The following is a 17,883-nucleotide window of genomic DNA, read 5'->3' as shown; positions in this document are numbered from 1 at the left end:
GCGCCCGTGGCGCAGGCCGGTCTGCCCCTGCTGGCGGCATCCGCCGTCACCCCCGCGTCCATCGTGCCGACCTCCACCCAGCAGGCGGTCGGCTATCCGACGCTCTTCCTGCTGGTGCTGGCCGGGGCGCTGGTGCCGGTGATTCCGACGGGGGCGCTGGTGAGTTCGGCGGCCGTGGTCGCCTTTCACCAGACGTCGCCCCTCTCGCTGGCGATGGTGTTCCTGACGGCGTCGGTGGCGGCGTTCCTCGGGGACGCGACGCTGTACTGGCTGGGGCGGCGCGGGCTGAGGTCGAGGAACGGCTCGCGCTGGCTGGAGGCGATCCGGTCGCGGGCGCCGGAGGACCGGCTCGCCCGGGCGCAGGAGAAGCTCGCCGCGCACGGTGTCGCTGTGCTGGTGCTGTCCCGGCTGGTGCCGGCCGGGCGTATCCCGGTGATGCTCGCCTGTCTGCTGGCGGAGTGGCCGTTGCGGCGGTTCTCCCGGGGGAATCTGCCGGCGTGTCTGGCGTGGACTTTGACGTATCAGTTGATCGGGATTCTCGGGGGGTCGCTGTTCGACGAGCCGTGGGAGGGTGTGGTGGCGGCGATCGCACTGACGCTGGTGATCAGCGCGGTGCCGGGTGTTGTGCGGCGGGTTCGGTAGCGCCGTAGGGGTTGTGGTTGTTCGTGGAGTGCGGGTTGGTCGTGGTTGATCGCGCAGTTCCCCGCGCCCCTTGGGTCACTTTCCCTGAAGCACCTTTGACGCGCCGACCGGCATGTCCCACAAGTCTTCCCGGGGCAGGCCCGCCTTTTCCCAGGCCGCTCGTACGCGATGGAGGGGCTCCAGGACGGGCTCCGCCGAGAGGACGAAGGTCGCCCAGTGCATGGGGGCCATCCGGCGGGCGCCCAGGTCCTGGGTGGCGCGGACCGCCTCCTCCGGGTCGCAGTGGACGTCGCTGAGCCACCAGCGCGGGTCGTAGGCGCCGATGGGGAGGAGGGCGAGGTCGATGCCGGGGTAGCGGCGGCCGATGCGGGAGAACCAGTGGCCGTAGCCGGTGTCGCCGGCGAAGTAGACGCGCTGTCCGTCCCGGTCGGTGAGCACCCAGCCGCCCCACAGGCTGTGGCAGGTGTCGGTGAGGGTGCGCTTGGACCAGTGGTGGGACGGGACGAAGTCGAAGCGGACGCCGTCCAGTTCGGCCGCCTCCCACCAGTCGAGTTCCGTGACGCGGGTGAAGCGGCGGCGGTGGAACCAGCGGGCGAGCCCGGCCGGGGCGAACACGGGGGTGTCGCGCGGGAGCCGGCGCAGGGTGGGGGCGTCCAGGTGGTCGTAGTGGTTGTGGCTGATGACGACGGCGTCGACCCGCGGCAGCGCGTCCCAGGGGACGCCCACGGGGGTGATGCGGGCGGGGGTGCCGAGGATCCGGCGGGACCAGACCGGGTCGGTGAGGACCGTGAGGCCGCCGACGCGCAGCACCCAACTGGCGTGCCCCGCCCAGGTGACGGCGATCGTGCGGGCGTCGACGCGGGGCAGCGGGCCGGGGGCGTAGGGGAGCCGGGGAATGTCGGCGAGGCCTTGGGGGCTCGGTCTCACGGAGCCTTCGCGGGCGAAGCGGGCGATGGCCTTCAGGCCGGGGAGCGGGGCGGTCAGCCGGTCGTGGAAGGTGCGCGGCCACACTCTCCGCTCGGCCAGCGGCCGGGGTTCGGCCAGGGGCGGGTACGGGGGCGCGAGCGGGGACGGGAGTGCCGGGTCGCCGGCTTCCCGGGTGGTCGTACCGGTGGTCGACTCGGACTGCTGCGTCATCGAGGAGGCTCCCATCGCTGAGCTTCGTCACGGAGGTCGTCGAAGACCGACTTCAGCCGGAGCAACGCCCGTCGCACATGCGTCAGTTCCAACGGTGCGGGTGAGGTGAGGCATTCCGCGCGTTCCGGGTCGGAGGCGGGCAGCAGTGCGCCGGTGGAAAGCCGCACGCGCGGGGCTTCGAGGTCGTCGCCGAAGCGGTGGCCGCCCGGCGCGGGCATGCCGAGGCGGGCGGAGAGGAAGTCCTCCAGTTCCTGCGCGTCGCCCACGCCGTGCGCGGTCAGCGCGGGGCGCAGCGGGGCGAGGTCCACGTACAGGTGCCGGCCGGCCCGCGGGGGCCGGGAGAGGGCACCGGCGGTGACGACGGCGGAGTGCGCGGCGGCGGCCACGCGCGCGTGCAGGCGTACGGTGGCGGCCACGCGCTCCGTGACCGGGTCCGGTTCGGCCAGGGCGTACCCGGCTGCCGCGGCGACCGGGGCGGCGACGCGGGCGTCGAGCGCGGTGAGGACATCGAGCACGCGCGCGTGGAGGCCGTCGCCGTCCTCGCCGGCCGGGAAGCGGGCCACGGCGGCGGGCCAGCCGGGAGGGAGCAGGGAACCGGCCAGGTCGGTGACGACGGTGACCCGCTCGGGCAGCATCTCGGCGGGGCTGAGCAGCACGGTGTCGTGGGGGTCGTGCAGGGTGTCGCGCCAGGTCTCGTCGCTGACCAGGTGCAGGCCCTCCCCCTGGGCGGCCTCTACGGTCTCGTGCAGCAGCTCGGGAGGGGCGACGGTCGCGGTGGGGTCGTCGGCGACGGACAGCACCAGCAGACGCGGGTCGCCGCCCTCGGCGCGGACCCGGCGCACGGTCTCCAGCAGGGCGTACGGATCGGGGACGCCGCCGCTCTCGGGCGGGGTCGGCACATGGAAGGCGGGCCGCCCCAGCAGGCGTGCGTACGGCGCCCACCAGGCCGCGCAGGGCCTCGGCACCAGGACGTCACCGCCGAGTGCGGCGGTCAGCGCGAGCAGCAGGGAGGGGGCACCGGGGCCGGCGGCCGCACGGTCGGGGGCGCAGTGCAGTCCGCGCCGGTCCCAGTAGCCGCAGGCGGCCTCCCGCAGCGCGGAGCCGCCGCCGACCGGCTCGTGGTCACCTCGGGACGCCGCCGCGGCGAGCACCGCGGACAACTCCGGCAGCACCGGCAGTCCGTCCTCGGGGAGCGGCGGCCCGAACCGGACGGGGCCGTGGCCTTGCGGGTCCGTCCGCCGCATCCGTACCTCCGCAGTGCCTGGTGCCGCTGTGTTCCGGTGATCCGTACGGTGCGGCTCGTGCCCTCGGCCAGTGAGTACCCAGGGTGCCGCCGCCCCATGGGCGCCCCGCCGGGTTGTGACGGTCACAGCATGAGCGGGCCGGGCCGGGGAAGCGGGGCGATTCCGGGGGCGCCGCGGAACGGTCCCGGCAGGTCAGCGGTGGGGATCGCGCTCCCGGTCGCGCAGCCGGTGCGCGGCGGCGCCGAACGCGCCGGCGATCAGCAGCCCGCCCGCGACCAGGGCCGGCACGGAGTCGCTGAAGGCCCCGCCGTCGCCGGCCCGTACCCCGCGCTGGATCACCGCTCCACCGCACTCGGTGTCGTGGGCGTGGTGGGATTCGGGGCAGGGCTTGTGGGTGGGCCGGTGCGTGGGCCGGTGAGACGGCTTGTGGTGGCCACCGCCGCCGTGGGCCACCGTGAACGTCGCGCTCCACTCCTTGCCCTGACCTCCGGGAGCGGCCGGGCAGGTGCCGTCGACGGTCCACGCCGAGTCCTCGCCGAGGGCGTCCGGGTCGCCCTCGAAGTTCTCGGCGGACGCGATGCGGGCCGTGCCCCGGTAGGCGGGCCCGGACACCTTGTCGTCGTTGCCGGTGACCCTGCGCAGCGGGACCGTGCCGTCGTCGAAGGCCTGCGAGGTGGCGTCGATCGTGTCGGGCGGCGGCCCACCGGTCGGATCACAGCTCACCGAGACGGTGAGCGTCCCCCCGGGCTCGACGGTGGCGGGACTGACCTCGGCGGCGGGTTCGGCGAAGACGGCGGGTGCGAAGCCCGCCAGGGCGGACCCGGCGAGAACGGCGACGGACAGGGCGTGAAGGCTGCGGCGCATCGAGGGGACTCCTTCGGTAGTCATGCCCCTCTGCCATCACAGCCCGCCCACGACAGGGCCGCGCGAAACCGGACCCCATTAGCGGGACAGCACCCCCCAACAGAGTGAACCGCAACCCCCTAGGGGCGCGGGGAACTGCCCGACCGGCCACGACCGGCCCGCACGCGCCGGCGCACCGCGCCCCCTACGGCGCTACGCCACATCCCGCATCACCTGCTCGCGAACCTTCCCACAGCACCGGCTGATCAGCCGGGACACATGCATCTGCGAGATCCCCAGCTCCTCGGCGATCCGGCTCTGCGTCATGTCGGAGAAGAACCGCATGTAGAGAATCGCCCGCTCCCGCTCCGGCAGCGCGGCCAGCCGGTCCTTCACCGCCTCACGGTCCACGACCGTGTCCAGCGCGGGATCCGGCGACCCGAGCGCGTCGCTCAGGGAGTACCCGTCCTCGCTGCCGGGCAGCTCCGCGTCCAGGGAGAGGGCGGTGAAGCTCTCCAGCGCCTCCAGGCCGGTCTTCACGTCCTCCTCGCTCAACTTCGCGTGCTCGGCGATCTCGGCCACGGTGGGCCTGCGGCCGGAGATGGTCTGGGACAGGTCCTGGGAGGCGAACCGGACACGGTTGCGCAGGTCCTGGACCCGGCGGGGAACGTGCAGGGTCCACATGTGGTCACGGAAGTGCCGCTTGATCTCGCCGGTGACGGTGGGCACGGCATAGCTCTCGAAGGCGTTGCCGAGTTCCGGGTCGTACCGGTCCACGGCCTTGACCAGGCCGAGGGCCGCGACCTGGCGCAGATCGTCCAGGCTCTCGCCGCGGCTGCGGAAGCGCCCCGCGATGCGGTCCGCCATGGGCAGCCAGGCCTCGACGATCTCGTCGCGCAGCGCGTCGCGTTGCGGGCCGGCGGGGAGGGCGGCGAGCCTGCGGAAGGCCTCGGCGGTGTCGGGGGCGTCGTCGTGGGGGTGCTGCTTCGTGCTCGTGTGAGTCGGCATGATGCGTCGCAATTCCCTTGCAGGTGCTCTGGGTTGGACCGTCACCGTGGGAGCGCATCCGCTGCGGGACAGGGGCGCCGCTGGCGACGCTTCACGCCGCTCCCACGGACGTGCCTCCTGTCCGAAGCACTTAAGGGCGCCTGCCCCGGGCCCTCACACACAAACCCGGAGAGGTTCTCCGCCGTCGCGCAGGGTGACCCGACGCGGACCGACGAGCCGCGGCCGAGCTGGGCTTCAGGGCGAAGGGGCGGACGTTCCCGCCGGGGCGGGAGAGGGGGCGGCGGCCGCGGAAGCGGGGGGTACGGGTACGTCGGCCGGTTCGCGCCGGCCGGCGTTCTCCTGGGGCAGCAGCAGTTCCTCGTACCGGCCCAGAACGAGCACTGCTCCGAGCATGAGCAGCGGGATGAGCACAGCGAGCATCGCCATGGCGGGTCCTTCCCCAGGGAGGTGTGGGGGGTGTGATCCGGGTCTCCCTCAGGCTCTGGCGCAAACCACGGCGGGTGTGGCGATCCGGTGTGCCGATCCCGTGTCGGCTCCCGGTGTTCGGGTACGCGGTGCGGACCCCCGAAGGTCTGGAGGGAGACATGCAGCGAGGCAGCGACCGGCTGAGCGTCCACCGGGACGACGAGATGAAGCACGAACTGCAGGGTCTGCTCAGGTCCGGGCACCCCACCCGCAGTGAGGAGTGGCACGACCCGGAGCCGGCCGCCGAGGACGACCCCGAGGTCGCGTACGGGCCGGTGACACCGAGCCGTGCGCCGACGTCTCTGGAGTCGGTGCGGCTGGATCTGGCCCGGCTCCTGGGCCGCAAGGCGTTCCCCGCGAGCGCGCGTGACCTGGCCCGCGAGCTGCGCGGCCACCAGGCGCCCGACACCCTCGTCGAGGCTCTGGAGCGACTGCCGCGGCAGGAGCGCTACGGCAATGTCCAGGAACTGGCCCAGGCCCTGGTCCGGGCCCGCGAGACCGGGCCTGAGGAATACGCGTAGTGACCGCGCCAGGGGTACCGCGGCGTGCCGGCCGGTGCGCCGCGGTACCCCTGCCGACCTGGGAACGGAGAGAGGGCCCCAGTGATGGCCGAGTTGGTGAAGGACGTGATGACTCCGGGTGTGGTGGCCGTGCGCCCGGACGCCTCGCTCGTCGAGGCGGCACAGTTGATGCGCACGCAGAACATCGGCGACGTGGTGGTCGCCGACGGGCAGGACGTGATCGGAGTACTCACCGACCGTGACATCGCGGTGCGGGCCGTCGCCGACGGCGCCGATCCGATGACGGTGAGCGCGCAGACCGTGTGCACTCCGGATCCGGTGACGGTGTCACCGGACGACCGAGTGGCGACCGCGGCCACGCTGATGCGCGAACACGCGGTGCGCCGGCTGCCGGTGGTGGAGAACGGGCTGCCGGTCGGCATGGTGAGCCTCGGCGACCTGGCCGAGGCCGAGGACCCCGCGTCGGCGCTCGCCGACATCAGCCGCGCCGAGCCGGACGCCCGGGGCGGTGCATGAGCACGCTCCAGGGCCTCAAGGACATCCCGGGTCTTACGCCCAAGAGGACCCGTTACGGGAAAGGACGTTGAGCAAGATGCGTATCGCGTTTCTGGTCGCGCCCGAGGGCGTCGAGCAGATCGAGCTGACCGATCCGTGGCAGGCGGCGAAGGACGCCGGTCACGAGCCCGTGCTGGTGTCGACGAAGCAGGGGAAGATCCAGGCGTTCGACCACCTCGAAAAGGCGGACACCTTTCCCGTGGACGAGGTGGTGGGCGAGACCGCGCCCGACTCGTTCGGCGGACTGGTGCTGCCCGGCGGTGTCGCCAACCCGGACTTCCTGCGGACGGACGACAGGGCCGTCGCGTTCGTCCGGGACTTCTTCGAGCACGGCCGCCCCGTGGCCGCGATCTGCCACGCGCCCTGGACGCTGGTCGAGGCGGACGTCGTACGCGGCCGGGAGCTGACCTCCTGGCCGAGTCTGCGCACGGACATCCGCAACGCGGGCGGCACCTGGGTGGACAAGCAGGTCAAGGTCTGCGACCACGGCGCGGGCAAGCTGGTCACCAGCCGCAAGCCGGACGACCTCAAGGCGTTCTGCGAGACCTTCCTGGAGGTGTTCGCCGAGCAGGACGGCTGAGCGCGCTGCGCGGGTCCCAGGGGCTCAGGTGCCGGGGGTCGTGGGAGTCGCCGACTCTCCGCTCCCCCGCTCCCGGGCCCCTTCGCGAGTGCGGCCCGCGGCCACCGGGCGGCGCGGGTTGCGGCGCAGGTACTCGCCCTCGAGCTGCGCCATGCGCTCGTTGTGGGCCCGCAGCGCGTCGTTCGACCCGTACAGCAGCGTGTCGTGGCGCGTGCGGTGGATGGTCTCCAGCTCCTTCATGAGCTGCTGGTCGTCCAGCCGGTCAGGGTCCACTCCGGTCATGGTGTCGCCCCGCTCGTCGTGTTCGTGTCCGCGGTACGGGTACCCGCCCGGTGCAACTGAGCACTACACCCGATCGGCACCCGGGAGGGAGCCATGGATCTCGCCTTTCTGCACCCACTCTACGAACACTCGGGCCCCTGGGCCTCTGTGTACGTCGACACCTCCCGGCACACGGAGGACACGCCTCACGAGCGGCAGCTGACGGCCCAGGCCATGGCCAGGCAGCTTGCCGCGCAGGGCGCGGACGAGGCGACCTGCGGGGCCGTGCAGAACGCGATCGAGGATCTGCGACACTCCTCCGAACCACACGGCCGGGCCTTTTTCGCGCGCGACGGCGAGGTGGTCCTCGACCTGCCGCTGGCCCACCCCCCGCAGGCCGGCGACTGGGCCGAGTGTGCCCCGCTGCCGCGCGTCACGCCCCTGCTGGAGCTGGCCGGCGAGGACCCGGTCTGCGTGGTCGCCTACGTCGACCGCAAGGGCGCGGACTTCGAGCTGCGCAGCGCGCTGGGCAGGGAGGACTCCGGGGGCGTCACCGGGCGGCAGTGGCCGGTGCACCGGACGAGCTCCGCGGACTGGTCCGAGCGGCATTTCCAGCTGCGGGTGGAGAACACCTGGGAGCACAACGCCGCGGAGATCGCCGACGCGCTCGCCGTGTGCCAGGAGGAGACCCGGGCCGACCTGCTGATTCTCGTCGGCGACGACCGTGAGCGGCGGTCCGTGCACGAACGGCTGCCCAAGCGGCTGCACGGCCTGGTGGCCGAGGCGCCGCACGGCAGCGGCAGCCGGCTCCTCGACGAGGACGTGGAGCGGGCCCGCGCCGAGCATGTGGCGCGGCAGGCCGAGGCGGAGCTGGAGCGGTTCCGGGCCGGCCGGAACCCGGACGACGAGGGCCGGGCCCGGGCCGTGGAGGGCGTGCCCGCGCTGATCGAGGCGGCACGTGAGCACCGTATCGACGAGCTGCTCATCAGGCCGAACGGGCCGGACGCGCACCGCGAGGTGTGGATCGGCGAGGATCCGGACCAGGTGGCCGTGCGGCGCACGGATCTGAAGATCCTCGGTGAGCAGCACTCGTGGCCGGCCCGGGCGGATGACGCGTTGATCCGGTCGGCGGTGGCCACGGACGCGCATGCGCTGGCGGTTGCGGAGGAGGAGGCGCCGGTGGGGGGACTCGGGGCGTTGCTTCGCTGGAAGTGAGCAGAGCTGTTCGGCGCCCAGCCGCCATTGGGGTGAGCCCCCTGTTGCGTGTGCGGGTGCGTTGCGGCTGGTCGCGCAGTTCCCCGCGCCCCTGAGGGGCGCAGCCCCGGGCGCGCCCCTGGGCTGCGCCCCTAGCGGGCGCGTTCCACTCTGCGTTCGTCCCAGACCGGGGCCGGGGTCTCCCTGACCCGGCCGTCGCTGCCGAAGACCAGGTAGCGGTCGAAGGAGCGGGCGAACCAGCGGTCGTGCGTGACGGCGAGGACCGTGCCCTCGAAGGCCTCCAGGCCCTCCTGGAGCGCCTCGGCGGACTCCAGGTCGAGGTTGTCGGTCGGCTCGTCGAGCAGCAGCGCCGTCACGCCCTGGAGCTCCAGCAGGAGGATCTGGAATCGGGCCTGCTGACCGCCGGACAGCCGGTCGAACGTCTGCTCGGCCTGGTTCGTGAGCTCGTAGCGGCGCAGCCGGGACATCGCGGCGCCCCGGTCCTGCGCGTGCTCCTTCCACAGGATGTCGAGGAGCGTGCGGCCCTCCAGCTCCGGGTGGGCGTGGGTCTGTGCGAAGTGGCCGGGCACGACCCGGGCGCCCAGCTTCCAGTGGCCCGTGTGCGCCACGTCGCCGCCGGCGAGCAGTCGCAGGAAGTGGGACTTGCCCGAGCCGTTGGAGCCGAGGACGGCGACGCGTTCGCCGTAGAAGACCTCCAGGTCGAAGGGCTTCATCAGGTTGGTGAGTTCCAGGTGCTCGCAGGTGACCGAGCGGACGCCGGTGCGGCCGCCCTTGAGGCGCATCCTGATGTCCTGCTCGCGCGGCGGCTCCGGGGGCGGGCCGGCCTCCTCGAACTTGCGCAGCCGGGTCTGGGCGGCCTGGTAGCGGGACGCCATCCCGTCGCTGTTGGCGGCGGCCTGACGGAGGGTCAGCACCAGCTTCTTCAGCTGGGCGTGCTTCTCGTCCCAGCGCCTGCGCAGCTCCTCGAAACGGGAGAAGCGTTCGCGGCGGGCCTCGTGGTACGTCGCGAAGCCGCCGCCGTGCATCCAGGCGTCGGCGCCGGCGGGGCCGGGTTCCAGGGAGATGATGCGCTGGGCCGCGCGGGCGAGGAGTTCGCGGTCGTGGGAGACCAGCAGCACGGTCTTGCGGGTCTCGGCGAGCCGCTCCTCCAGCCAGCGCTTGCCGGGCACGTCGAGGTAGTTGTCGGGCTCGTCGAGCAGCAGCACCTCGTCGGTGCCGCGCAGCAGCGCCTCCAGCACGAGCCGTTTCTGCTCGCCGCCGGAGAGGGTGCGCACTTGCCGCCACTGGGCCCTGTCGTACGGGATGCCCAGGGCCGCCGTGGTGCACATGTCCCACAGCGTCTCGGCCTCGTAGCCGCGCGCCTCGGCCCAGTCGGCGAGGGCCTGGGCGTACGTGAGCTGGGCGGCCTCGTCGTCGACCGTCATGATGGCGTGCTCGGCGGCGTCGACGGCACGGGCCGCCTCGCGGATGCGGGGCGTCGCGACGGACACGAGCAGGTCGCGCACGGTCGTCTCGTCACGTACGGATCCGACGAACTGCCGCATCACCCCCAGGCCGCCGCCGACGGTGACGGAACCGCCGTGCGGCTTCAGTTCACCGGCGAGCATGCGCAGCAGGGTGGTCTTCCCGGCACCGTTGGGCCCCACGAGGGCCACGACGGCGCCCTCACCCACCCGGAAGGACACATCGCCGAGCAGCGCCCTTCCGTCGGGCAGGTAGTACTCCAGGTGCGCGGCTTCGAGGTGACCCATGGGCACGGATTCTGCGGCGTCGGGCCGTGTGGGGCAAACGCATTTGGCGCGGGGGACGCCGGACACCGCGAAGCGACGGTGTGCCCACCCCCCTCCGGGTACCCGCAGCCCCATGACTACCCCCGACCTGGACCTCACCACGACGAAGCCCGGGCACCATCCCCTGCGCGACCGCGTCCTCGCCCTGGACCGCCGGCTCTTCGAGTCCGCGGCCGGCCGGCGCTGGCCCGGCGCGGACCACGTCCTGCCCCGCCTCTCCCGCGGCGCGAACCACGGCGTCCTGTGGTTCGCGACCGCGGCCGCCCTCGCGGCGAGCCGTACGCCCCGCGCCCGCCGTGCGGCGACGCGCGGGCTGGCCTCGCTGGGCCTCGCCTCCCTCGCCGTCAACACCCTCGGCAAGCGGTCGGTGCGCCGCCCCCGCCCCGTGCTGGACGCGGTCCCGCTGATCAGGCGGCTGAAGCGGCAGCCGATCACCACGTCGTTCCCCTCCGGGCACGCCGCTTCGGCCGCCGCCTTCGCGACCGGTGTCGCCCTGGAGTCCCCGTCCTGGGGCGCGGTCGTCGCCCCGGTGGCCGCCTCGGTCGCCCTCTCCCGCGTGTACACCGGTGTCCACTTCCCGAGCGATGTCCTGGCGGGCGCGGCCCTGGGCGCGGGCGCCGCGTTCGCCGTGCGGGGCCTGGTGCCGACACGGTCGCGGGCCGTCCCGCCGGCGCGCCCCCGTGCCGAGGTCCCGGCGCTGCTGGAGGGCGAGGGGCTCGTGCTCGTGGCGAACACCGCCGCGGGAACCGCCGAGCGTGGCCGCGCCCTGCGCGACGAACTCCCGCGGGCCGAGGTCGTCGAGTGCGAACCGCAGGACGTGTCCGCCGAGTTGGAGAAGGCGGCCGGCCGCGCCCGGGTCCTCGGGGTGTGCGGCGGCGACGGCACCGTGAACACCGCCGCCCGCATCGCCCTCGGGCACCGGCTGCCTCTCGCCGTACTGCCCGGCGGCACCCTCAACCACTTCGCCTACGACCTGGGAGTGGAGGACGCGCGCGACCTGGCCCGTGCGCTGCGCCAGGGCGATGCCGTACGCGTGGACGTCGGACGGTTCTCCTGCGGTGAGGAGCACGGCGTCTTCCTCAACACCTGCAGTGTCGGCGTCTATCCGGAGCTCGTGCGGGAGCGGGAGCGCTGGTCGCACCGGATCGGCGGCTGGCCGGCCGGTGTGCTCGCGGCCCGGCGCGTGCTGCGCGCGGACCGGCATCCGCTGGAGGCCGAGTTCCAGGGCCGTACGCGTCCGCTGTGGTTGCTGTTCGCCGGGAACGGCACCTATCACCGCGTGGGGCTCGCGCCCGGGCGCCGGCTGGACCTCGCGGACGGGCAGCTCGACGTGCGGGTCGTGCACGGCGGGCGCCGGCCCGCCGCGCGACTGCTGGCCGCCGCCCTCGCGGGACCGCTGACCCGTTCCCCCGCCCATGCGGCCGTCCAGGTGGGGCGGCTGCGCCTGGACCACGTGGCGCCGGGCACGCTGCTCGCCTACGACGGCGAGGTCATCGACGTCGAGGGCCGCGTGACCCTGGAGAAGCTGCCCGAGGCGCTGACCGTGTACCGGCCAGTCACCGGCTACTGACTGACGCCCCGTCAGTCCATATAGCAGGATACGGGTCTCATCATGCGGCCCCGGTGCGTACGGTGATCCCATGCCGACCGGAGGAACGGAAGGGGTGGGATCCGCCATGCCGGAACCACGGGAGACCGCCGTCTACACGCACGGGCACCACGAGTCGGTGCTCCGCTCGCACACCTGGCGCACCGCCGCCAACTCGGCGGCATATCTGCTGCCCTCGCTCGAGCCCCGCATGAGGATCCTCGACATCGGCTGCGGCCCTGGCACGATCACCGCCGACCTGGCTGAGCTGGTGCCCGGCGGGCGGGTCACCGGTGTCGACCGGGCCCCGGAGATCCTGGAGCAGGCCCGAGCCACCGCGGCCGGGCGGGGACTGGACAACATCGACTTCGCCGTCGCCGACGTGCACGCCCTGGACTACCCGGACGACACCTTCTGCGTGGTCCACGCCCACCAGGTGCTCCAGCACGTAGGGGACCCGGTGCGGGCCCTGCGGGAGATGGGGCGGGTCGTCAGGCCCGGTGGGATCGTCGCCGTGCGGGACGCCGACTACGCGGCGATGACCTGGTATCCGGCGTCCGCGGGGCTCGACGCCTGGCTGGACCTCTACCGACGGGTCGCCCGGGCCAACGGCGGTGAGCCGGACGCCGGTCGCCGGCTGAAGGCCTGGGCGCTGCGCGCCGGGCTCACGGACATCACGGCGAGCTCCGGGACGTGGACCTTCGCCACAGCTCAGGAGCGGGCCTGGTGGAGCGGGCTGTGGGCCGATCGCACCCTGGCCTCGACGTACGCGGACCGGGCCCGGCTCGGCGGGCACGCCGGCGAGGAGGAACTACGGGCGGCGGCCGGGGCCTGGCGCGAATGGGGCGAGCAGGAGGACGGCTGGTTCAGCGTCCTGCACGGAGAAATTCTCTGCCGAAAGGAAGCCTGAAACAGAATTTCGGGGACACCCTGAATGCAGGAGGTCATATTATGGTTCCCATCCTGCTGGTGCTGCTTCTGGCTTTGGTTCTGTTCGGTGCCGGATTTGCAGTAAAGGTACTCTGGTGGATCGCGTTGGCGGTTCTCGTCCTGTGGCTGCTGGGATTCTTCGTGCGGGGCACGTCGGCAGCCGGGAGCCGAGGCCGGTGGTACAGGTGGTGAATCAACCCGCTGATTCAGCAGGCTGATTCAGCCCCCGTCGCGGGGAAGCAGCGGTCCGAGCGGCCCGAGGTCCAGATTGAGGTCCTCGGGCCGCAGTCCGTAGCGATCGCGCAGCTCCGCCATACGTTCCTCGAGCAGCATCAGCGTGAGCCCGACCCGCTCCTCCTGCTCCTCGGTCAGATCCCCCACGTCGAACCTGCGCACCGCCTGGCGCTCCATGAGCTGGCGCAGCAGTTCCACCACCGTCAGCACGAGTTTGACCAGGTCGCGCTCGACGGTGTCGGGCTCCAGGTCCATCCGGTTGCGCTGCGGACGAGGGTGGGGCCGGGGGGTGGGACGGGGGCTGTCGGCTGACGTCACAGCAACTCCTCGAACGGCGAGGACACCTGGGCGTTCACCGAGCTGATGAGCGCGTTGAGGTCGATCCGGACCAGGTCGACGTCGGCGATGCGCAGCGTGATGTCCCCCGTGATCACGACGCCGCCGGCGAGCAGCCGGTCGAGCAGGTCCACGAGGGCGACCTCACGGCGTTCCACTACGGTCACTGCTTCTCTCCGTCGGTCATGTGGGCTCCCCGGCGAACGAATAGGCCGCCCAGGGGCCGGTGAGTTCTATGCGCATTCCGGGAACCTCGCCCTTCGTGCGGTCCACCAGTTCGACGAATTCCTCGGAATTCGCGCGCGGCACCAGATATGCGGCATTCAATACGTTCCGCCCGGTCGCCTTGGAAAGCGCGGGATTCTGCGGAGGGTGCAGCCGGGAATCCTCCGCGAATGCGGAAAGGTTTTCGTGCAGTCGGGTCGAGAAATGCTCGGCCTTCTGCCACATCTCCTCGTGCGACCTGGTCTGCTGGCGCCGCTGCCGCAGATAGTCCCGGCCCGACGCGGCTTTCTGCACGGGCCGGGAGCTTTCCCGCTGTTCGGACTCGGCGTACACCTTCACGCCCCACTCGACCCGGCCCTCCAGCCGGTCGAGGGTGCGCTGGAAATCCTCTTCGCGGGCCTCCATCATCATCCGGACCCCGCTGTCGTCCCGGAAGACGGTGCCGAGCCGCAGCGGCAGCGGGGTCGTGACGGTGGTGAGCGCGTCGATCACCCCCTGGTGGGCGCGGGCGGTCTCGGTGAGCCAGTCCAGGTCCTCCAGATGGCGGTGGAGCGGTTCTTCGGCGAAGTCCCGCTCCGGCACATGGCTCACCACGGCGACGAGACCGTGATGGGTCAGCGCCCGGGGCGGATCGCCCGCCACCCCGGACAGCTGGGACTGGAGCGGCGTACCGAAGGGGCGGCAGACGGCGTAGACGTACCGCAGTCCGGTCACGGGGCCTCCTTCTTCTCCGCGCGGCCGGGCTCCAGCTCCTCCAGCCGGGCCAGCCTCTCGCGCAACTCGGCGTTCTCACGGGTCAGTTCATCACGGCGGGCCCGGGAGCTGAGGTTCGGGTCGCTCTCCCACCAGTCGATGCCCATCTCCTTGGCCTTGTCCACGGAGGCGACGATGAGCCGGAGCTTGATCGTGAGGAGTTCGATGTCGAGCAGGTTGATGCGGATGTCGCCCGCGATGACGATGCCCTTGTCCAGCACCCGTTCCAGGATGTCAGCGAGGTTGGCGCTGCTTCCCTGGCCTCCGTAGGGTTCGGGCATCCTGCTGGGCGTGGTCATCGACGGCTCCCTGCCTCGGCTTCCTCTTCGTCGTACTCGTCGTCCTCGTACTCGGCCTCGGGCTCGTCCTCCGCCTCCTCCTCGGGCTCGTCCTCTACTTCGTATTCGCCCTCGGCTTCGTCCTCGTCCTCGTACTCGCCTTCGGGCTCTTCTTCCTCTTCCTCTTCCTCGTACTCGCCCTCGGGCTCCTCGCCCTCGACGCCCTCTTCGGGCTCCTCCTCGGACTCCTCCTCGGCGAGCGCGTCCTCGTGGCTGCGGACGACCTCGCCGTCGCGGATCTCGCCGCGCCAGCCGTCCTCGGCCTCACCCTTGATCGTGATGAAGCGGACGTAGTTCTTGAGGTCGAGCCGGGCACGGCGGCCCTGGGCGCGCCAGATGTTGCCGGTCTTCTCGAAGAGGCCGGAGGGGTAGTACTCGATGACCAGCAGCACACGCGTGAGGCTGTCGGTGATCCGGTGGAAGGAGACGACGCCCTTCGTCGTGCCCTTGGCACCCTCCGACGTCCAGGCGATGCGGTCGTCCGGCACCTGCTCGGTCGTCTTCGCCTTCCAGCTGCGGTTGGACCAGAAGACCTTCAACTGCCAGTCGGAGCTGGTGTCGTCGGCGCGGCTCGCGCTCTTGACGCCCTTCGCGAAGGTGGAGAAGTCCTGGTACTGCGTCCACTGGTCGTACGCGGTGCGCAGGGGTACGCCGACATCGATGTGCTCGATGATGACGGTGGGCTTGTTGCCGCTCCGGCCCTTGCCCTTGCCCTTGCCGCCCAGGTTCTTCAGGGCACCCGTGACCTTGTCCTTGAGGCGTGAGCCGCCGGTCTCCATGGCGACGCGCAGCGGGCCCTTGCCCTCTGCGAGCTTGCGGCCGCCGTCGAGGGCGAGCTTCGCGAAGCCGGGGCTGTTGCCCTCGGCGATGTCGTTCAGTTTGCCCGTGGTCTCGCCGAGCTTGCGGCCCACGCCGGTCAGCATGCGCGTGGCCTGGGCCGCGAGATACTCCTGCAGCTCGGCCTTCAGCCGGTCGGCGGCCTCGCTGTGGGCGACGTCGGCGAGCGGGTTCTTCGTCGCTCCGTTCGCGGCGGACTTCGCCGATCCGAGGGTGTCGGTCATTCCTCACCGCCTCCCTTCGGCAGCCGGGACCGGGCGCTGCCGCCCCTGTTCCGGGCAGAGGTCGCCGTCTTGGCGGCCGTGGTCTTCTTCGCCGCCGGCTTCCGGCCCGCCGTCTTCTTCGCGGGGGCCTTCTTGGCCGGGGCCTTCTTGGCGGGAGCCTTCTTCGCCGTCTTCTTCGGGGGTGCCTTCTTGGCGGGGGTCTTCTTCGCCGCCGGCGCCTCGTCCTCCTCCGGACCGGAGTCCTCGGGCTCCTCGTCCTCGGGCTCCTGGGACTCCTCGTCCTCGGCGTAGCCGGCGTCCTCGGCGCCGAGCCCGCCGGGCACCGCGCCCGTGAGCTGGTCACGCACCTGGGCCGTTCGGCCGTGCAGCCGGTCGGCGAAGGCGTCGAGCTGGCGCTCGACCATGGCGCCGGAGGCGGCCTTGCCGACGCCGCGCAGATCCTCGCGCAGCTGGTCCCCGATCTCCTTGAACTGCGGGTTGTTCTGCAGCTGCTGCTGGATCAGTTCCGCGACCATGCGCGGACTCAGGTTCAGCTTCTTCCCGGCCACCAGTCCGCCGATGGCTATGGCCATCTTCAGCTTTTTGGTACGCCCCAGAAGGTATCCGGCCCCCACCGCGAGGCCCAGTCCCGTTCGGTTCATTGTGCCGTCCCTTGTTGGCCTGTTCCCGCGTTCCTGCGCGAGGCGGTCTCCAACCGGTCGAGGAGTTCGTCCTCAAGACGGTCGAACTCCTCGTCCGTGATCTCTCCGGCCTCCAGCCGCTCCTCGAGGCGGGCCAGTTCGGCCTGGACCGTGGCGGGGTCGTAGTAGATCCGCTCGGCTTCCTGTAGCACCTGATTGATGGCCCAGGCGCTGCCGCGCACGGGTGCGAGTGGCAGCAGCAGCACCTCGGAGATCAGGCCCATGTCGTCACCCCGCTCCGGTGGTGTCCGTGCCGCTCGCCACGGTGCCCGCCGGCTCGGCCGGGCCGGGCTCGACGAAGCTGTACGGCGGCAGCGGGCCGTTGACCCGCACCTCCAGGTGCGGCATGTCCTTGCGGGCCTGCTCGACCGCGGCCAGGAACTGCTCGGCCGACTCCCGGTCCACCAGGTACGACACGTTGGCCAGCCAGCCGGTGGACTCGGGGCCCGTACTCACGTCCTCGGCGGAGGAGTCCAGCACGCTCCGGAGTGCGGCGGCGTCGTCGGCCTCCCTGGCCTTGACCGCGGCCGCGACCAGCTCGCCGAGCCGGATCTTGTCGTCGTAACTGCCGCCGCCGGACTGCCGGTTGGCCTCCGCGAGTCCGCGGATGTCGGGGCTCTGAGCCATCACCTGGTGCAGGACGGCCTCTTCGACGTGGTTGGCCTTGACGTTGTACTCGACCCGGCCTTCCAGCGCCCGCAGGCGTTCCTTGTAGTGCTCGGCCCGCTCGGCGAGCACCCCGGTGATCGAGTTGTCGTCCGGGGCGACGCTGCCGAACCGCATGGGCAGCACGCAGCCGGCCGCACCGGCTTCGCTGAGCACGTTCTGGTGGGCGAGCAGGTCCCTGCGCTTGGGCCGCAGCCCCTCGGGCGCCTCACTGACGACGGCCGCCAGCTCGCCCTCGCGCAGGATGCGCACCGGGCGGGGCGGATCGCCCACGCCGCCCATGCCCTCGGGCAGCGCCGGGTGCGCGGTCGCCGCGATGCCGTAGACGTAGGTGCTCACTCCTGCTCCTCCTTCCGGCGGGCGGACGTGCTCTTTCGGGCGCGCGGACGGGACTCGCCCTGGCGCTCGGAGCCCTCGTCACGCGCCTGCTTGAAGGCGTCGGAGATGGTCTCGGCGGCGCCGGACAGCGCCCCCTTGGACTTGCCGCGCGCGCCGGACTCGGTGATCTCCCCGACCAGGTCGGGCAGGCCCGGGTCCTTGCGCGGCCCGGCCTCCAGGTCGAGCCGGTTGCACGCCTCGGCGAAGCGCAGATAGGTGTCGACGCTGGCGACGACGACGCGTACGTCGATCTTCAGGATCTCGATGCCGACCAGGGAGACTCGCACGAATGCGTCGATGACGAGCCCCCTGTCCAGAACAAGTTCGAGCACGTCGTAGAGACCGCTGCTGCCGCCTCCGCCTCCGGTCTGCTGTGCCGGTACGACAGTCATGCCGGGTGTTCCTCCTCGTGTGTGGGTGCGGGTCCGGTCGG

General features: G+C 72.2%; 24 protein-coding genes. 8 read left to right on the top strand and 16 right to left on the bottom strand.

The annotated features are described in order from the left end of the window. Positions 1–21 precede the first annotated feature (21 nt). The gene (locus ACIBK5_RS05190) at positions 22–642 is read left to right on the top strand and encodes a DedA family protein (protein ID WP_399017272.1); all 621 of its coding nucleotides are present in this window, start codon (positions 22–24) and stop codon (positions 640–642) included. Positions 643–717: 75 nt separating this feature from the next. Here the strand turns inward: ACIBK5_RS05190 and ACIBK5_RS05185 are convergent, their stop codons facing one another. The 5 genes from ACIBK5_RS05185 to ACIBK5_RS05165 all read right to left on the bottom strand — a co-directional run bounded on the left by ACIBK5_RS05185 (position 718) and on the right by ACIBK5_RS05165 (position 5,300). Then, a complete protein-coding gene (locus ACIBK5_RS05185; protein WP_399016401.1) occupies positions 718–1,779 on the bottom strand; it encodes an MBL fold metallo-hydrolase in 1,062 nt (353 codons plus the stop codon). Beyond that, positions 1,776–3,023 carry an aminotransferase class I/II-fold pyridoxal phosphate-dependent enzyme gene (locus ACIBK5_RS05180; protein ID WP_399016399.1) on the bottom strand — a complete coding sequence of 416 codons (1,248 nt, stop codon included), beginning with the start codon at positions 3,021–3,023 and terminating at the stop codon, positions 1,776–1,778. Before ACIBK5_RS05180 ends, ACIBK5_RS05185 begins: the two co-directional genes overlap by 4 nt. Positions 3,024–3,215: 192 nt before the next feature. Then, a complete protein-coding gene (locus ACIBK5_RS05175) occupies positions 3,216–3,887 on the bottom strand; it encodes a hypothetical protein (RefSeq protein ID WP_399016397.1) in 672 nt (223 codons plus the stop codon). A gap of 192 nt (positions 3,888–4,079) precedes the next feature. Beyond that, positions 4,080–4,874 carry an RNA polymerase sigma factor SigF gene (locus tag ACIBK5_RS05170; RefSeq protein WP_399016395.1) on the bottom strand — a complete coding sequence of 265 codons (795 nt, stop codon included), beginning with the start codon at positions 4,872–4,874 and terminating at the stop codon, positions 4,080–4,082. 234 nt (positions 4,875–5,108) lie between these two features. Next, entirely contained in the window at positions 5,109–5,300 is a 192-nt protein-coding gene (locus tag ACIBK5_RS05165; RefSeq protein WP_399016394.1) for a hypothetical protein, read from the bottom strand. Positions 5,301–5,458: 158 nt separating this feature from the next. Here ACIBK5_RS05165 and ACIBK5_RS05160 point away from each other — a divergent pair, with 158 nt between their 5' ends. The 3 genes from ACIBK5_RS05160 (at position 5,459) to ACIBK5_RS05150 (ending at position 6,995) form a co-directional block, all read left to right on the top strand. After that, the gene (locus ACIBK5_RS05160) at positions 5,459–5,860 is read left to right on the top strand and encodes a DUF2795 domain-containing protein (RefSeq protein WP_399016392.1); all 402 of its coding nucleotides are present in this window, start codon (positions 5,459–5,461) and stop codon (positions 5,858–5,860) included. Positions 5,861–5,944: 84 nt separating this feature from the next. Next, positions 5,945–6,376 carry a CBS domain-containing protein gene (locus ACIBK5_RS05155; protein WP_382595881.1) on the top strand — a complete coding sequence of 144 codons (432 nt, stop codon included), beginning with the start codon at positions 5,945–5,947 and terminating at the stop codon, positions 6,374–6,376. Positions 6,377–6,452: 76 nt separating this feature from the next. Next, positions 6,453–6,995, top strand: a complete 543-nt coding sequence (locus tag ACIBK5_RS05150; protein WP_399016390.1) for a type 1 glutamine amidotransferase domain-containing protein — start codon at positions 6,453–6,455, stop codon at positions 6,993–6,995. 24 nt (positions 6,996–7,019) lie between these two features. On the opposite strand, the gene ACIBK5_RS05145 is transcribed toward ACIBK5_RS05150, so the two are convergent. Continuing rightward, the gene (locus ACIBK5_RS05145; protein ID WP_382486735.1) at positions 7,020–7,277 is read right to left on the bottom strand and encodes a DUF6158 family protein; all 258 of its coding nucleotides are present in this window, start codon (positions 7,275–7,277) and stop codon (positions 7,020–7,022) included. Positions 7,278–7,370: 93 nt separating this feature from the next. Between ACIBK5_RS05145 and ACIBK5_RS05140 the strand changes: the two genes are divergently transcribed. Further along, positions 7,371–8,471: a Vms1/Ankzf1 family peptidyl-tRNA hydrolase gene (locus tag ACIBK5_RS05140; RefSeq protein ID WP_399016388.1), complete on the top strand. Its 1,101-nt coding sequence runs from the start codon at positions 7,371–7,373 to the stop codon at positions 8,469–8,471. 131 nt (positions 8,472–8,602) lie between these two features. On the opposite strand, the gene ACIBK5_RS05135 is transcribed toward ACIBK5_RS05140, so the two are convergent. Further along, positions 8,603–10,222 carry an ABC-F family ATP-binding cassette domain-containing protein gene (locus tag ACIBK5_RS05135; protein ID WP_399016386.1) on the bottom strand — a complete coding sequence of 540 codons (1,620 nt, stop codon included), beginning with the start codon at positions 10,220–10,222 and terminating at the stop codon, positions 8,603–8,605. A gap of 112 nt (positions 10,223–10,334) precedes the next feature. Between ACIBK5_RS05135 and ACIBK5_RS05130 the strand changes: the two genes are divergently transcribed. From ACIBK5_RS05130 to ACIBK5_RS05120, 3 genes are all read left to right on the top strand, one after another. Next, positions 10,335–11,831 carry a bifunctional phosphatase PAP2/diacylglycerol kinase family protein gene (locus ACIBK5_RS05130; protein ID WP_399016385.1) on the top strand — a complete coding sequence of 499 codons (1,497 nt, stop codon included), beginning with the start codon at positions 10,335–10,337 and terminating at the stop codon, positions 11,829–11,831. Between the two features lie 106 nt (positions 11,832–11,937). Further along, entirely contained in the window at positions 11,938–12,759 is an 822-nt protein-coding gene (locus ACIBK5_RS05125) for a class I SAM-dependent methyltransferase (protein WP_399017271.1), read from the top strand. 41 nt (positions 12,760–12,800) lie between these two features. Next, complete coding sequence (locus ACIBK5_RS05120) at positions 12,801–12,971, top strand: hydrophobic protein (protein ID WP_382486744.1); 171 nt, start codon at positions 12,801–12,803, stop codon at positions 12,969–12,971. 27 nt (positions 12,972–12,998) lie between these two features. Here ACIBK5_RS05120 and ACIBK5_RS05115 read toward each other — a convergent pair whose 3' ends face one another. Genes ACIBK5_RS05115 through ACIBK5_RS05075 form a run of 9 tightly spaced genes read right to left on the bottom strand, consistent with a single transcriptional unit; the run spans position 12,999 to position 17,842 of the window. Further along, positions 12,999–13,268: a gas vesicle protein K gene (locus ACIBK5_RS05115; RefSeq protein ID WP_229873118.1), complete on the bottom strand. Its 270-nt coding sequence runs from the start codon at positions 13,266–13,268 to the stop codon at positions 12,999–13,001. A gap of 59 nt (positions 13,269–13,327) precedes the next feature. Next, on the bottom strand, positions 13,328–13,516 hold the full coding sequence (locus tag ACIBK5_RS05110; protein WP_184588487.1) for a gas vesicle protein: 189 nt from the start codon (positions 13,514–13,516) through the stop codon (positions 13,328–13,330). A gap of 16 nt (positions 13,517–13,532) precedes the next feature. Beyond that, positions 13,533–14,288, bottom strand: a complete 756-nt coding sequence (locus ACIBK5_RS05105; protein ID WP_399016382.1) for a GvpL/GvpF family gas vesicle protein — start codon at positions 14,286–14,288, stop codon at positions 13,533–13,535. Further along, positions 14,285–14,626, bottom strand: a complete 342-nt coding sequence (locus ACIBK5_RS05100; RefSeq protein ID WP_215117553.1) for a gas vesicle protein — start codon at positions 14,624–14,626, stop codon at positions 14,285–14,287. Before ACIBK5_RS05100 ends, ACIBK5_RS05105 begins: the two co-directional genes overlap by 4 nt. Further along, positions 14,623–15,726 (bottom strand): SRPBCC family protein, encoded by a 1,104-nt coding sequence (locus ACIBK5_RS05095; protein ID WP_399016380.1) that lies wholly within the window; start codon positions 15,724–15,726, stop codon positions 14,623–14,625. Before ACIBK5_RS05095 ends, ACIBK5_RS05100 begins: the two co-directional genes overlap by 4 nt. Further along, the gene (locus ACIBK5_RS05090; protein ID WP_399016379.1) at positions 15,723–16,367 is read right to left on the bottom strand and encodes a DNA primase; all 645 of its coding nucleotides are present in this window, start codon (positions 16,365–16,367) and stop codon (positions 15,723–15,725) included. The genes ACIBK5_RS05095 and ACIBK5_RS05090 overlap by 4 nt, the downstream gene beginning before the upstream one ends. Next, positions 16,364–16,630, bottom strand: a complete 267-nt coding sequence (locus ACIBK5_RS05085; protein ID WP_399016378.1) for a gas vesicle protein GvpG — start codon at positions 16,628–16,630, stop codon at positions 16,364–16,366. Before ACIBK5_RS05085 ends, ACIBK5_RS05090 begins: the two co-directional genes overlap by 4 nt. 4 nt (positions 16,631–16,634) lie before the next feature. Beyond that, positions 16,635–17,411 (bottom strand): GvpL/GvpF family gas vesicle protein, encoded by a 777-nt coding sequence (locus tag ACIBK5_RS05080; RefSeq protein ID WP_399016376.1) that lies wholly within the window; start codon positions 17,409–17,411, stop codon positions 16,635–16,637. Next, on the bottom strand, positions 17,408–17,842 hold the full coding sequence (locus tag ACIBK5_RS05075; protein ID WP_399016375.1) for a gas vesicle structural protein GvpA: 435 nt from the start codon (positions 17,840–17,842) through the stop codon (positions 17,408–17,410). The genes ACIBK5_RS05080 and ACIBK5_RS05075 overlap by 4 nt, the downstream gene beginning before the upstream one ends. Positions 17,843–17,883: the final 41 nt, after the last annotated feature.

Source organism: Streptomyces sp. NPDC050546 (assembly GCF_044457425.1).
In the GTDB taxonomy this organism is placed as follows: Bacteria; Actinomycetota; Actinomycetes; order Streptomycetales; family Streptomycetaceae; genus Streptomyces.
This window is presented reverse-complemented; position numbering and strand designations above follow the sequence as displayed.

What these genes read in the sequence shown, in the direction of transcription:
- ACIBK5_RS05185 (WP_399016401.1), bottom strand. Translation starts at nt 1,779, where the DNA reads ATGACGCAGCAGTCCGAGTCGACCACCGGTACGACCACCCGGGAAGCC.
- ACIBK5_RS05180 (WP_399016399.1), bottom strand. Translation starts at nt 3,023, where the DNA reads ATGCGGCGGACGGACCCGCAAGGCCACGGCCCCGTCCGGTTCGGGCCG.
- ACIBK5_RS05175 (WP_399016397.1), bottom strand. Translation starts at nt 3,887, where the DNA reads ATGCGCCGCAGCCTTCACGCCCTGTCCGTCGCCGTTCTCGCCGGGTCC.
- ACIBK5_RS05170 (WP_399016395.1), bottom strand. Translation starts at nt 4,874, where the DNA reads ATGCCGACTCACACGAGCACGAAGCAGCACCCCCACGACGACGCCCCC.
- ACIBK5_RS05165 (WP_399016394.1), bottom strand. Translation starts at nt 5,300, where the DNA reads ATGGCGATGCTCGCTGTGCTCATCCCGCTGCTCATGCTCGGAGCAGTG.
- ACIBK5_RS05160 (WP_399016392.1), top strand. Translation starts at nt 5,459, where the DNA reads ATGCAGCGAGGCAGCGACCGGCTGAGCGTCCACCGGGACGACGAGATG.
- ACIBK5_RS05155 (WP_382595881.1), top strand. Translation starts at nt 5,945, where the DNA reads ATGGCCGAGTTGGTGAAGGACGTGATGACTCCGGGTGTGGTGGCCGTG.
- ACIBK5_RS05150 (WP_399016390.1), top strand. Translation starts at nt 6,453, where the DNA reads ATGCGTATCGCGTTTCTGGTCGCGCCCGAGGGCGTCGAGCAGATCGAG.
- ACIBK5_RS05145 (WP_382486735.1), bottom strand. Translation starts at nt 7,277, where the DNA reads ATGACCGGAGTGGACCCTGACCGGCTGGACGACCAGCAGCTCATGAAG.
- ACIBK5_RS05140 (WP_399016388.1), top strand. Translation starts at nt 7,371, where the DNA reads ATGGATCTCGCCTTTCTGCACCCACTCTACGAACACTCGGGCCCCTGG.
- ACIBK5_RS05135 (WP_399016386.1), bottom strand. Translation starts at nt 10,222, where the DNA reads ATGGGTCACCTCGAAGCCGCGCACCTGGAGTACTACCTGCCCGACGGA.
- ACIBK5_RS05130 (WP_399016385.1), top strand. Translation starts at nt 10,335, where the DNA reads ATGACTACCCCCGACCTGGACCTCACCACGACGAAGCCCGGGCACCAT.
- ACIBK5_RS05125 (WP_399017271.1), top strand. Translation starts at nt 11,938, where the DNA reads ATGCCGGAACCACGGGAGACCGCCGTCTACACGCACGGGCACCACGAG.
- ACIBK5_RS05120 (WP_382486744.1), top strand. Translation starts at nt 12,801, where the DNA reads ATGGTTCCCATCCTGCTGGTGCTGCTTCTGGCTTTGGTTCTGTTCGGT.
- ACIBK5_RS05115 (WP_229873118.1), bottom strand. Translation starts at nt 13,268, where the DNA reads ATGGACCTGGAGCCCGACACCGTCGAGCGCGACCTGGTCAAACTCGTG.
- ACIBK5_RS05100 (WP_215117553.1), bottom strand. Translation starts at nt 14,626, where the DNA reads ATGACCACGCCCAGCAGGATGCCCGAACCCTACGGAGGCCAGGGAAGC.
- ACIBK5_RS05095 (WP_399016380.1), bottom strand. Translation starts at nt 15,726, where the DNA reads ATGACCGACACCCTCGGATCGGCGAAGTCCGCCGCGAACGGAGCGACG.
- ACIBK5_RS05090 (WP_399016379.1), bottom strand. Translation starts at nt 16,367, where the DNA reads ATGAACCGAACGGGACTGGGCCTCGCGGTGGGGGCCGGATACCTTCTG.
- ACIBK5_RS05085 (WP_399016378.1), bottom strand. Translation starts at nt 16,630, where the DNA reads ATGGGCCTGATCTCCGAGGTGCTGCTGCTGCCACTCGCACCCGTGCGC.
- ACIBK5_RS05075 (WP_399016375.1), bottom strand. Translation starts at nt 17,842, where the DNA reads ATGACTGTCGTACCGGCACAGCAGACCGGAGGCGGAGGCGGCAGCAGC.